Source organism: Caldicoprobacter sp. (genome assembly GCF_047459465.1).
Taxonomy (GTDB): Bacteria; Bacillota; Clostridia; order Caldicoprobacterales; family Caldicoprobacteraceae; genus Caldicoprobacter.
On sequence record NZ_VSCO01000047.1, the window covers coordinates 1 to 12810 of the forward strand.

The following is a 12810-nucleotide window of genomic DNA, read 5'->3' on the forward strand; positions in this document are numbered from 1 at the left end:
TCATATCACAATACAAAAGAAAAATCACGATGTCGTTACGTTTTTGCGCTAAAGTTAAGTCAATACAATCATGTAAGAAAAGGTTGAACTCCCAAAAAACATTAAAAAACGAGCAATAACTTGGCCACTAAACTCCAGCTCTGAGGAGTAAAAATTTTTCGAGCTAATTGAGGGATGAGATACGAAAATTTTCTTCAAAATAGTGCTAAATATTGTATAATAATACTATATAAAGTCAGTAAAATAGCGCATTTGGAGGGGATTTGGGTTGGTAACGAGAAAAGAAAAAAGAGAAGCAGAAAAAAGCACAAATTTTTTTCTCGAGTTCATAAGGATTAAGAATCATTTTTTAAGGAGTTAAATGAGAAGCTTATGAATGTAAAAGATCCCAGGCATCAGGGTGTTTTCTGCAAGAGAAAATTCGGGAGTGTAAATATTTTTGTGTATGGGAGCTTTTAGCTCCTTTCTGGTATTGTTTAAAGTGTTACTTCACTCTGGTAACAGTATCCTCCTTAACATTTTTATCTTAATTAGGCTTTTGTAAAACCCTAAATTCTTTATTATTCGAAAATCACGGAATACTGCCTGTTATCGCCCTTAACCCCAGAAATACCAAACAAAACTTCGGTAAACCAGGATTCAATGAATATGGTATCCCTACCTGCCCTAAAGACCCATCCCTCCCCATGAAGTGGGATGGCTCCTGCAAAGGTAAAAACAGGGGTTTCAGAAATAAGTTCATCTGTCCTAAAACTACCAAGCTGCCCGGCGGCAAATATATCTGCTCCTGTGAGGATAAATGTACTCCTTCCAATTGCAGAAGAATGTTTTATACTTATCCCAAAAACAAACAACTAGAGCTTTTTTTATTTCAAACAATACACCTTCATTTTCATCTGTTTCCCTCCGACAGACAAAGACTATTTTTTGTTTGCTATACAATTCTCCGGTAGCACATTAAAACGGGCATACTTTTTAAAGGCCTCCCATAATTTTACATCAAAACAGATTGCGGTAACCTCATTATTTGCCATATAGCTTAAAGTCAGGGCAGAGGAAAGATGGATGGCGTCAAATCCTCGCAGGGAATGAGTATAAGTCAGTTCTCCGGCCAGGTCTATCAGTTCGTCGGTGATCTCGATTTTAAAGTAGTTTTTCCAATCTTGCTTCAAGGCAGCAACAATTTCATCATGTGTACCGATATCGATAAGTTTTTCGCGGCAGGCACGTGCAAAGGCGGATCGCGCTTCAGCATAGGCAACTTTAGAAGTGGCAACTATTAAAGAGTTCTGCACAGCCTCCCTGACCAGAGAAGTTCCTTCTTCGTTAATATACAGTTTAACCAAAGCGCTTGTATCAAGATATACGATCATCGTCTATCCTCCGATACAATATCAGAAACGTTTCTGCCTTTACTGGTGGGATGAAGTATTGTCGTTCCTCTAGGCTTTCCTCCGTTCCAGGAAGCGATTTCTTTGTCCAGCATTTCAATGATTCCCTGCGGAAGAGAATTATCTACCGGCATCAGTTTTGCAATGGGTTTCCCTCTGTCTGTTACCTGTATTGTTTTACCGCTCTTAACCAGTTTCAAATAACGGCTCAAAGAATTTTTGAGCTGTCGTACGCCTACATATTCCATAAAAGACACCTCCTTTGTGGCTATATTATAACCTAAATGTAGCCACATTACAAGAGAAAAAACTAGGAATATAAAGCAATTTGATTTCTATAATTTTTTAGGGCGTTGCATTTAATTTTACAACGAACCACTGTCACTTTTGCTTCGGAATTGCATGATAATATAAAAAGGGCTGCACCTTGGGTTACCCAATCAGCAGCCCTTATCTTTATGGTGGAGGCGAGGGGAGTCGAACCCCTGTCCGAAGATGCTTCGGCGAAAGCATCTCCGAGCGCAGTCAGTGTTTTGTCATTCCCTCCATCAGGCTCCCACTGACAGGATCCCGATGTCGGTAGCTTCGTTAGAATCCGGCCTGCCCCCGAAGCAAAGGCAGGTTCGTTCCCCACTCAACCGGCGCCCAACACCTGTAGCGTGGGCACTACAGGGTGGACGTTAGCTGCTTCCTTACGCAGCTAAGGCTAACTGTGCATCGTCTGCACTTATTTTTTCTCCAGGTTGTTGACGCGGTCCCGGAGTCCGCGGCTCGCTTCTTTCGCCTCAACTATCCCCGTCGAAACCCAGTACGCCCCCACGTTATATATCATATTCAATTGTCTATGCAAATGCGCCTCCCAATGCTCCTCCAAGCAACCTACATTTTCTGGCGCTGGCGGAAGGCCCTTTCTATTTCCCTTTGAGCATCGCGTTTGGCGATGCTTTGGCGCTTATCATAGCTTTTCTTACCTCTCGCCACCGCCAACTCTATCTTAACCCATCCCCTCTTTAAATAAACCTTGAGGGGAACCAGCGTATAGCCCTTCTGCTGTACATAACCCGCCAGCTTGTCAATCTCCCTGCGATTTAACAACAGCTTGCGCGTCCTCAACGGGTCCCGATTGAATATATTTCCCTTCTCGTAAGGGCTTATATGCATGTTATAGAGGAAAACCTCTCCATCCTTTACGACGGCATAGCTATCACGGAGGTTGACATTGCCTTGGCGTACCGACTTCACCTCGGTACCTACCAGCACAATCCCTGCTTCGTACGTCTCTTCGATGAAGTAATCGTGCCTCGCCTTCCTATTCTGTGCTATTATCTTTATGCCTTCATCCGCCATCCAATTAACACCTACTACCGACAAAATAACCCTACTTGAACTGATCAAGCAGCACAAATAGGGTTGAACTCATTACCACTTCCTATTCAATTGCAATCAAAGTATACCATACATTAAACAACATGTCAATAAGGGGGTTGGCCAATTTTATCATTCAACCAGCACAAAATCGATATTCCTGGATGCCAGATCAACTGCCACAACCCTTATCCTTACAGCATCACCGAGCCTATATATTTTACCTGTCCTCTGCCCGATGAGGCAATAGTGCTTTTCATCGTAGACGTAATAGTCATCATCCATGGTGCTGATATGCACCAATCCTTCCACAGTGTTGTCCAACTCCACATATATCCCATAATTGGTGACGCCCGATATTATCCCGTCGTACTCCATGCCTATCTTATCCAGCATAAACTCGGCTTTCTTCAAATCATCAACCTCGCGTTCCACTTCATCTGCGATGATCTCACGTTCCGAACAATGCTCGGCCATATCGGGCAGCACGCTTTCAAGTCTGGCTATCCTGGCCGAGTCCAATCTGTTATGCAACATATCCTTTATTATCCTGTGATCCACCAGATCTGGGTATCTCCTGATGGGCGATGTAAAGTGGCAATAATACTCCAACGCTAGCCCAAAATGGCCCGTATTGTCGGGACTGTACCTGGCCTTTTGAAGCGACCTGAGCATGACGGTATTTATTATGGCCTCTTCTCTCGTGCCGTGAACCTGATCCAGCAGCTGCTGCAGCGTCTTGGGATGTATCCTCCCACCGATGCCCTTCAAGTGATACCCGAAATTGTGTATAAACTCGTTGAACTCCAACATCTTTTCGATATCCGGATCCTCATGTATGCGGTACATAAAAGGTATATTTCGCCAGAAAGCATGCTGCGCTATCGTTTCATTGCATATCAGCATGAACTCCTCTATCATGCGCTCGCTGACGCCCCGGGTATACAGCTTAACGTCTACCACCTTGCCATCGCTGCCCAATTTTATCTTTGCCTCGTTAAGGTCGAAATCTAGGCTGCCCCTTCTCTTCCTGCGCTTGTTAAGTATCTCGCTCAAGCGCTGCATGTTTTTTAAATCCTCCAGAAATTCCGCATACTTGGGCAATAGTTCTTGGTCGTTTTCCTCCAATACCTTGTTGACCTCTTCGTATACCATGCGCATCTTGCTGCGGATAACGCTCTCGTATATCTGGTAGTCCACAACTTCGCCTTTATCATCAATTTCCATCATGACGGAAATGGCAAGGCGATCCTCATTGGGATTTAAGCTGCATATACCGTTGGACAACTCGGGCGGCAGCATGGGAATTACCCTATCCACCAGGTACACGCTGGTCCCCCGCAGATATGCCTCCTTATCCAGAGGTGACCCTTCCTTCACATAATGGCTTACGTCGGCTATGTGCACGCCCAAAAGGAAATGCCCATTTTCCAGGATTTCCAGGGAAACCGCATCGTCAAAATCCTTGGCATCGGCACCGTCGATGGTAAAAGTCCGTAAGTGCCTAAAATCCTGACGCCCCACCATGTCCTCTTCCCGCACCGTCTGGCTGATCTCTGCTGCAGCAGCCTCAACTTCGGCAGGGAATTTCTCAGGCAGCTTATACTGCCGTATGATGGACAAGACGTCAACCCCGGCATCATCCTTATGGCCTAGAACTTCGATGATTCTCCCAACAGGATTCCTTCTCTGCTCAGGCCATTTATAGATCTCAACCACTACTTTATAGCCCGTTTTGACATCAATACCATCTAATGAAGGTACAAATACATCCATCCCAATTTTGGGGTCATCGGGCACCACAAAGCCATGATGGCCCTTGCCGTTGGCCTCAAAGGTGCCGACGATAGTCTTATTGGCACGCTCAAGCACTTTGTATACCTCTCCCTCACGGGATGGATAAGCGTATGCACCGGACAAAAGGCGCACTATTACCCTGTCATTGTGCATGGCACCATTCATGTTCTCGGCCGATATATACACATCTTCTTCAGCAGGGTCATCGGGAATCAAAAAACCAAACCCCCTGGGATTTCCTTGGATCCTGCCTATTATATACCCCAGCTTTTCGGGTAAGGCATATTTCTTCTTCTTTGTCTGGATGATCTGCCCATCCTTAACCATTTCATCCAGTACAGATTGAAGCATCTTCCTCTGAGATGGCGGAATTTCAAGGGCTTCCATAAGCTGCTCTATATACATCGGTGGCCTTTTATCTTCTCTTAAAATCTCGATTATCCTGTCCTTTATCCTCAAGCCTTCTTTCCTCCACTTCATCAGTATTAGTTTAGTCTTGTTAGCATTTGCTTATGGTACTGTGCAGCGTATAAATGCTGCTTGTACTTTCACAGCTTGTTATATAGTTTAACCATTTTTACATCACCACAAACAAAAAGCCTTAGCATTATATGAGATCAGTTCATCTTTATCCTCAATTATTTATCGCACAAAGGCTACCAACTATTCGGGAATGCTACTATGGCTTCATAAAAAACTTGGTAGCCTTTGTTGCTACCCTTAATTTCGAAAGGTGCTTTACGCTCCCTCTGCAGACTAACTATTTCAACACTAACCCTGATTACTCAATCACAAACCCAGGTCAGCGGCTATCAATTGCATGGCTTCAATGGCCAAGCCGATGAACTCTTCCAGAGAAAGCCCCAGCTCCTGGCAGCTCATGATCTGCTCCCTGGAAGCACCTCGGGCAAAGGATTTTTCCTTGAATTTTTTCATCACAAAGTCGGTATCCACGTCGGCCAGCTTTTTACTGGGCTTAACCAAGGCAGCAGCCACTATCAAGCCAGTTACGGGGTCAGCAGCATACAATGCCTTATCGAGTTTGGTCACCCGCGGATATCCTAGGGCCTCATTGTGAGCTTTGACGGCATTAACCTCGTTCTCCTTCATACCCGCTTGCGCCAGCATCTGGGCGCCTATTAGCCCGTGTTGCGATGGAGAATCGGCCGTCCTTTCATAGTCGACATCATGAACAAGCCCTACTACACCCCATCTTTCCTCGTCCTCCCCCAGTCTCCTGGCCAATGCCCGCATGACCGCCTCGGTGGCAAGCATATGCTTTATCAGGTTGGCATTTCTGACGTTTTCCTTCACCATCTTAAGTGCTTCTTCTCTCGTCATCCTTGATTCCCCCTTTAGATTTTTAACCGCAAATTTTCCATTATATGGCTTTAAGCTTCCCTTCTCTTCTAACTTTGCACGGTTGATGGAGAGCCCGTCAGTCAGAAGCAACATAAAGGGGCATTGCAATTTTAGCGGCTAATAGCTGACACAAATTCAATACTTTAATACCATTTTATATAACAGAAAAAACGACCCGTGGGTCGTTTTTGTCACACACTTTCCAAACTTATATTTATACCCCTCTATTTTTCTCTAATAAAGTTCCCTTCTTAACTGTTTTATCGTTATCTCATCATTCTTCCGTTTAATCGCCCTGTTTAAGGCCATTCCCTTCAACAAAATGCCATCTATCAGCCTATTTACTATTCGAGAATAACCAAAACCAACGTGATCACTATAAACAACACCGCCGATATCTTGGTCCACCTGTGGAGCTTCCCTTCAAAGCTTCTGGCCTTGTTCTTGCCAAAAAACGTCTCGGCACCCCCCGCAATGGCTCCCGACAATCCGGCCTTCTTGCCCGATTGGAGCAGTACAACCGCTATGAGAAAGATTTCAACCAGCACAAGTAATGCAGTAAGTATATACTTTACAACCGCCAATGGAACTCCTCCTTCCTACAGATGACAACCCTATTGTAGCATACCATTACTATAAAATCAAGGCAAAATTTTCAACGGTCAGCTATTCAGCTCATATTTTAAGCACTAACATTATAGTAACGTCACTTCACTGCAAAAGAAATCCCCCGCCTTGTAAAGCGGGGGGATTATTATCTTACTTTACTTATTCTTCAGATTGAACCAGGCTTTTAAGCCTAGGTACTGCGCTACATCGCCCAACTCCTCTTCTATCCTCAACAGCTGGTTGTACTTGGCAACGCGATCAGTACGGGATGGAGCACCCGTCTTAATCTGCCCGGCATTTACTGCCACCACCAGATCAGATATTGTAGTATCCTCGGTCTCACCAGAACGGTGTGATACAACCGCTGTATATCCCGCGCGATTTGCCATTTGGATGGCATCCAGCGTCTCGGTCAAGGTACCGATCTGGTTGACCTTGATGAGAATGGAATTGGCAACTCCCAGCTCGATGCCCTTTGCTAGCCTCTGGGTGTTGGTTACAAACAGGTCGTCGCCCACCAGCTGGATCCTGTCACCCAGCTTCTGCGTAAGCAACTTCCAGCCATCCCAGTCTTCCTCGGCCACGCCATCCTCCAGCGATATGATGGGATATTTGTCAACCAGATGGACATAGTAGTCCACCATTTCGGCTGCTGTCCTTACAACGCCTTCACCTGGGAAGTGGTATTTCCCATCCTCTTCATTGTAAAGCTCGGTGGCCGCAGCGTCGATGGCAATGCGGATATCATCGCCCGGCTGATAGCCTGCTTTTTCAACGGCCTCAAGGATCACCTCGATGGCTTCCTCGTTGGTCTTCAGGTTTGGAGCAAAACCGCCCTCATCGCCCACTGCTGTGCTGTAGCCCTTCTTATTGAGCACCGCTTTCAGGTTATGGAATACCTCGGCGCACATGCGCAGTGCCTCTCTAAAGCTGGTGGCGCCTACCGGCATAATCATGAACTCTTGAATATCCACGGTATTGTCGGCATGCTTGCCGCCGTTCAATATGTTCATCATGGGTACCGGCAGGACCTTTGCGTTAGCACCGCCTATATACCTGTAAAGCGGAAGCCCCAGCTGCTCTGCGGCAGCTTTTGCAACTGCCAGCGATACGCCCAGAATAGCATTGGCACCCAGTTTGCTCTTGTTGGGCGTGCCATCCAGTTCAATCATCAGCTTGTCGATGGCCACCTGATCCAGCGCATCCATCCCGATAATTTCTTCAGCAATGACCTTGTTTACGTTTTCTACAGCCTTTTGTACGCCCTTGCCCATGTACCTCTTCTTATCGCCATCCCTTAGCTCCACGGCTTCAAAGGCACCTGTAGAAGCACCGGAAGGCACAGCAGCCCTGCCTACAGCTCCACCCTCCAGATACACCTCTACTTCTACAGTGGGATTGCCTCTGGAATCCAGAATCTCTCGGCCTATAACATCAACAATGGTGGTCACGGCTTTTCTCTCCTTTCTCTTCAGGCTTTATCTTAGTGTAAATAACTCTTTCTTCGTAAAAGGCTAATTCCCTTTTAAGTTACCTCTTTTTCGCAATTTCAATGCCTAAACCATAAATAGGTATTCGTCACAAAGTCAACTACAAGGTCACTTCTTGCTGCATTGTAACACAAAAGGAATTTTTCAAGCGCTTCATTTCTTCAAAATCAAGCTTTCCCCCGTCATCTCTTCGGGCTTGTCAAGGCCCATCAGTTCCAACATGGTTGGTACTATATCGGCCAATCGGCCTCCTTCCCTCAAGGTAACATCTTTCCTGGTATCGTCTATCAATATAAAGGGTACGGGGTTTGAGGTATGAGCCGTGTGCGGCTGGTTAGTCTCAAAATCCCACATCTGCTCAGCATTGCCGTGATCGGCCGTCACTATTACCTTGCCACCCCTTGCTCGGACGGCCTCCACTACCCGCCCTACGCATGTATCCACCGTCTCCACCGCTTCAACTGCCGCCTCCATGACGCCTGTATGCCCTACCATATCGCAGTTAGCGTAATTCAATATGATCACGTCATATTGCCCAGAAGCAATACGCCTCTCAACTTCCTCAGTCACTTCAAATGCGCTCATGGAGGGCTTCAAATCATAAGTTGCAACCTTGGGTGACGGAATCAACACCCTGTCTTCATTCTCGTTGGGGTACTCTACACCACCGTTGAAGAAAAACGTTACATGGGCGTACTTCTCAGTTTCAGCAATCCTCAGCTGCTTTTTGCCCAGCTTGCTTATATATTCGCCAAAGGTGTTGGTAATAACCTGCGGTTCATAGGCCACATGGATATTGGTAAATGTCTCGTCATACTGGGTCATAGATACAAAACACACGGGGAAATAACCCTTACCCCGCCTAAACTCGTTGAACTCAGGCTGGATAAAAGCACGGGTGAGCTGCCTTGCCCTGTCAGGCCGGAAATTAAAAAATATGATCGAGTCGTTGGGCTCAATGGTGGTAACCGGCTTCCCGTCCTCAAGCACCACTGTGGGACGCACGAACTCATCGGTTATATTGTCCCTATATGACTGCTCCACGGCCTCTACGGCTGAAGAGGCAAACTCTCCTATACCCAAAACCATGGCATCGTAGGCTTTTTGCGTGCGATCCCACCTCTTATCCCTGTCCATAGCATAATAGCGCCCCATCACGGTGGCAATTTTGCCGAACTGGTACTCATCAAGCTTTTTCTGAAGAATTTCGATATATGACTTGCCGCTTGTAGGCGGGACATCCCTTCCATCGGTAAAACAGTGTATATAGACCTGCGGCAAACCGCTTCTCTTTGCCAGCTCTACCAGCGCATACAGGTGTTCAATGTGGCTGTGAACTCCTCCATCCGACACCAGGCCCATCACATGTAGCTTTGTACCATGCTTTTTGACATTCTCTATGGCAGCTAAAAGGGCCTTATTGTTAAAAAAGCTGCCATCCTCTATGGCCTTGCTGATGCGGGTAAGCTCCTGGTATACTATTCTGCCGGCACCGATGTTTAAGTGCCCTACTTCAGAATTGCCCATCTGCCCTGCAGGAAGCCCTACATCAAGGCCGCTTGCCCCTATGGTCACATGCGGGTACTCCTTCCAGTACCTATCCAGATTGGGGGTCCTGGCTTGGTAAACCGCATTCCATTCTTTCCGATCGCTCAACCCAAACCCATCCATTATGATGAGAACGACCAAATCCTTCTGCATATTTTCCTCCTAATATTTCACGATTTTAGCAAAATCCTGCGCCTTCAGGCTAGCGCCCCCCACCAGCGCACCATCAATCTCGGGCATCCCCATAAGCTCGGCGGCATTTTCGGGCTTTACGCTTCCGCCATACAGTATCCTCATCTGTTGAGCCGCCTGACTGCCCAGCACCTCTCCTACGACCTTACGTATGTAACCTATAACCTCATTAGCATCGTTGCTGGAAGCCGTCTTGCCCGTACCTATTGCCCATATGGGCTCATAGGCGATGACCACTCGATGGGCCACATCAGCATTTAAACCTTCTAAGGCTGCGCGGGTCTGTTTATCCACTACTTCCTCGGTAATTCCTTGCTCGCGCTGCTCCAGCGTCTCACCAACGCATATGATGGGGATGAGATTATGAGCTACGGCAGACAATACCTTTTTGTTTACCATTTCATCGGTCTCGCCAAAGTACTGCCTTCTCTCAGAATGGCCAATTATGACGTATTCCACATCCAACTCCTTCAGCATACCAGGGGCTACTTCACCAGTAAAGGCTCCCTGCTCTTCCCAGTGCATGTTTTGGGCACCCAGCTTGATGTTGGAGCCTGATAGAGCCTCCTTAGCAGCTGGTAAACAAACAAAAGGAGGACACACAACTACTTCAACCTGTGCATCCTTCACCAATGGCTTCAATTCATTTATGAGAGACACCGTTTGGGACGGTGTTTTGTGCATCTTCCAGTTTCCTGCTATGATGGGTTTCCTCATACTCAACTCTCCTTAATATCACATCCCAACCTACCTGCCCGGGAGAAAACCCCCGGGCAGTTACTGGTTGGGTAATCTATATAAAATTTAGGGGGCAATATTAGCAACTCTATGTCGCTTTAATAATTGTCTTTTATTTTAACACAACATCTATCTATTTAACATAATCTTCATCCGCATGTCAATACCTCATTTTAATTTGTAAAAAGCAATTTTCAACTCATTTGTCATTAAGGGCTGCAATTCCCGGCAGCACCTTGCCCTCTAGAAACTCCAGGGAAGCACCGCCACCCGTCGAAATATGGGTCATCTTATCGGCAAATCCCAGCTGCTCTACAGCAGCGGCCGAATCACCGCCGCCGATAATGGTAGTACCACCGCATTCGCTTACATATTTGGCCACAGCTTTTGTGCCCTCGGCAAAGGCGGGCATTTCAAACACACCCATGGGCCCGTTCCAAACCACGGTCTTGGCCTTCTTAATCTCCTCGCCAAACATCTCCCTGGTCTTCGGCCCAATATCCATGCCCATCCATCCGGCTTCAATCTCGTCGCTATCCACAACCTTGTGAGGTGCATCGGCTTTGAACTCCTGAGCCACCACGTTATCCACAGGTAGCAGCAGCTTTACGCCCTTCTCCTTTGCCTTTTCCATCAACTGTTTTGCCAGCTCCACCTTGTCCTCTTCTAGCAGGGAATTGCCCACCTCATATCCCTTGGCCTTGAGGAAGGTATAGGCCATACCCCCGCCGATCAGGAGAACATCCACCTTGTTGATTAGGTTTTCAATTACGCCTATCTTATCCGACACTTTGGCACCACCTAGAATAGCCACAAAAGGCCTCTCCGGGTTCTCCAAAGCCTTGCCCATGACTTCAAGCTCCTTCTGTATCAGGTAACCCGCCACAGCCGGCAGATAATGGGCTACCCCTTCAGTGGAGGCATGGGCCCTGTGGGCGCTGCCAAAGGCATCGTTGACGTATATATCTCCCAGCTGTGCTAAAGCCTTGGCAAACTCTGGGTCGTTCTTGGTCTCTTCCTTGTGGAAGCGGACGTTCTCCAAAAGGACGACTTGGCCTTCCTTCATGCTGGCAACAGCATTCTTGGCGCTCTCCCCTATAACGTCTTTTGCCATGATGACTTCCTGGCCCAGCAGCTCGCTTAAGCGCTTAGCAACGGGTGCAAGGCTATACTTGGGATCAAATTCGCCCTTGGGCCTTCCCAAATGGGACATAAGTATTACTTTTGCATTATTCTTGATCAGATACTGTATGGTGGGAAGGGCAGCCCTTATGCGCCTATCGTCAGTGATATTGCCGTTTTCATCCATGGGGACATTGAAGTCAACGCGAACCAGAACGCGCTTGCCCCTCACATCTATATCCTCTATGGTTTTTTTGTTCACAAAGATCACTCCTTTTACATTATAGGCCCTTGGATGCAATGTACATAATGAGGTCGGCTACCCTATTGGAGTAACCCCATTCGTTGTCGTACCAGGCTACCACTTTTGCGAGAGTTCCCTCTATTACCATGGTGGACAAAGCATCGACTATGGATGAACGAGGATCTTGCTTGAAGTCTATGGATACCAACGGTTCTTCCTCGTAGCCCAAGATGCCCTTCATGGGTCCTTCTGCAGCCTCTTTCAAGGCAGCATTGATCTCCTCTGCAGTAGTCGGCTTCTCCAGCTCAGCCACAAAGTCTACTACCGAGACGGTAGGTGTGGGCACCCTCATGGCAAACCCATTGAGCTTACCCTTCAGCTCGGGCAATACTAGAGCAACGGCCTTAGCAGCACCAGTAGTAGTGGGAATAATGGACAGCGCAGCTGCTCTCGCCCTTCTCAAATCCCTGTGGGGCAGATCCAGAATCCTCTGGTCATTGGTATAGGAGTGAACTGTGGTCATAAGCCCTTTCTTGATGCCGAACTTCTGGTGAAGTACCTTCGCGACGGGAGCCAAGCAGTTGGTCGTGCACGAAGCGTTGGAGATGATGTGGTGATTTGCTGGGTCATACTTGTCCTCGTTAACGCCCATAACAACGGTGATATCCTCATTCTTCGCAGGAGCGGTAATGATGACCTTCTTTGCACCGCCCTCAATGTGCTTAACAGCCTTATCCCTGGAAGTGAAAAGCCCTGTAGACTCAATTACGATGTCTACACCCAAGTCCTTCCATGGAAGATTAGCGGGATCCTTCTCGGCCAAAATCTTGATCTCTTTCCCGTTTACAACCAGGGAATCCTCTTTTGCGACGACCTCGCCATTGAATTTGCCATAGCAGGAGTCATACTTCAGCAGATGAGCCAACGTAGCGGCATCGGTTAAGTCATTGAT

At 47.1% G+C, this 12810-nt stretch carries 12 protein-coding genes and 1 other RNA gene; all 13 read right to left on the reverse strand.

From position 1 onward, the window contains the following. Nucleotides 1-560: 560 nt before the first annotated feature. Nucleotides 561-854, reverse strand: coding sequence for a hypothetical protein (locus FWJ59_RS04650; protein WP_414480818.1), 294 nt, complete (start codon nt 852-854; stop codon nt 561-563). Between the two features lie 66 nt (nt 855-920). Continuing rightward, the gene (locus FWJ59_RS04655) at nt 921-1373 is read right to left on the reverse strand and encodes a type II toxin-antitoxin system VapC family toxin (protein ID WP_252228338.1); all 453 of its coding nucleotides are present in this window, start codon (nt 1371-1373) and stop codon (nt 921-923) included. Beyond that, the gene (locus FWJ59_RS04660; protein WP_252228339.1) at nt 1370-1639 is read right to left on the reverse strand and encodes a type II toxin-antitoxin system Phd/YefM family antitoxin; all 270 of its coding nucleotides are present in this window, start codon (nt 1637-1639) and stop codon (nt 1370-1372) included. Before FWJ59_RS04660 ends, FWJ59_RS04655 begins: the two co-directional genes overlap by 4 nt. A 211-nt stretch (nt 1640-1850) precedes the next feature. Beyond that, nucleotides 1851-2209, reverse strand: a transfer-messenger RNA (tmRNA) gene (ssrA, locus tag FWJ59_RS04665). Nucleotides 2210-2270: 61 nt separating this feature from the next. Then, nucleotides 2271-2738 carry an SsrA-binding protein SmpB gene (smpB, locus tag FWJ59_RS04670; protein WP_414480819.1) on the reverse strand — a complete coding sequence of 156 codons (468 nt, stop codon included), beginning with the start codon at nt 2736-2738 and terminating at the stop codon, nt 2271-2273. A gap of 150 nt (nt 2739-2888) precedes the next feature. After that, complete coding sequence (gene rnr, locus FWJ59_RS04675; protein ID WP_414480820.1) at nt 2889-5033, reverse strand: ribonuclease R; 2145 nt, start codon at nt 5031-5033, stop codon at nt 2889-2891. A gap of 309 nt (nt 5034-5342) precedes the next feature. Further along, entirely contained in the window at nt 5343-5894 is a 552-nt protein-coding gene (locus tag FWJ59_RS04680; RefSeq protein ID WP_414480821.1) for an HDIG domain-containing metalloprotein, read from the reverse strand. A 365-nt stretch (nt 5895-6259) separates the two neighbouring features. Next, nucleotides 6260-6499, reverse strand: a complete 240-nt coding sequence (gene secG, locus FWJ59_RS04685) for a preprotein translocase subunit SecG (protein ID WP_414480822.1) — start codon at nt 6497-6499, stop codon at nt 6260-6262. Between the two features lie 180 nt (nt 6500-6679). Then, the gene (gene eno, locus FWJ59_RS04690; protein WP_414480823.1) at nt 6680-7975 is read right to left on the reverse strand and encodes a phosphopyruvate hydratase; all 1296 of its coding nucleotides are present in this window, start codon (nt 7973-7975) and stop codon (nt 6680-6682) included. Between the two features lie 192 nt (nt 7976-8167). After that, on the reverse strand, nt 8168-9715 hold the full coding sequence (gpmI, locus tag FWJ59_RS04695; RefSeq protein WP_414480824.1) for a 2,3-bisphosphoglycerate-independent phosphoglycerate mutase: 1548 nt from the start codon (nt 9713-9715) through the stop codon (nt 8168-8170). Nucleotides 9716-9724: 9 nt separating this feature from the next. Further along, complete coding sequence (gene tpiA, locus FWJ59_RS04700) at nt 9725-10471, reverse strand: triose-phosphate isomerase (protein WP_414480825.1); 747 nt, start codon at nt 10469-10471, stop codon at nt 9725-9727. Between the two features lie 220 nt (nt 10472-10691). Further along, on the reverse strand, nt 10692-11885 hold the full coding sequence (locus tag FWJ59_RS04705) for a phosphoglycerate kinase (protein ID WP_414480826.1): 1194 nt from the start codon (nt 11883-11885) through the stop codon (nt 10692-10694). 10 nt (nt 11886-11895) lie between these two features. Further along, a partial coding sequence (gene gap, locus FWJ59_RS04710; protein WP_414480827.1) for a type I glyceraldehyde-3-phosphate dehydrogenase occupies nt 11896-12810 on the reverse strand: 915 nt, incomplete at its 5' end.

What these genes read in the sequence shown, in the direction of transcription:
- FWJ59_RS04655 (WP_252228338.1), bottom strand. Translation starts at nt 1,373, where the DNA reads ATGATCGTATATCTTGATACAAGCGCTTTGGTTAAACTGTATATTAAC.
- FWJ59_RS04660 (WP_252228339.1), bottom strand. Translation starts at nt 1,639, where the DNA reads ATGGAATATGTAGGCGTACGACAGCTCAAAAATTCTTTGAGCCGTTAT.
- smpB (WP_414480819.1), bottom strand. Translation starts at nt 2,738, where the DNA reads ATGGCGGATGAAGGCATAAAGATAATAGCACAGAATAGGAAGGCGAGG.
- rnr (WP_414480820.1), bottom strand. Translation starts at nt 5,033, where the DNA reads ATGAAGTGGAGGAAAGAAGGCTTGAGGATAAAGGACAGGATAATCGAG.
- FWJ59_RS04680 (WP_414480821.1), bottom strand. Translation starts at nt 5,894, where the DNA reads ATGACGAGAGAAGAAGCACTTAAGATGGTGAAGGAAAACGTCAGAAAT.
- gpmI (WP_414480824.1), bottom strand. Translation starts at nt 9,715, where the DNA reads ATGCAGAAGGATTTGGTCGTTCTCATCATAATGGATGGGTTTGGGTTG.
- tpiA (WP_414480825.1), bottom strand. Translation starts at nt 10,471, where the DNA reads ATGAGGAAACCCATCATAGCAGGAAACTGGAAGATGCACAAAACACCG.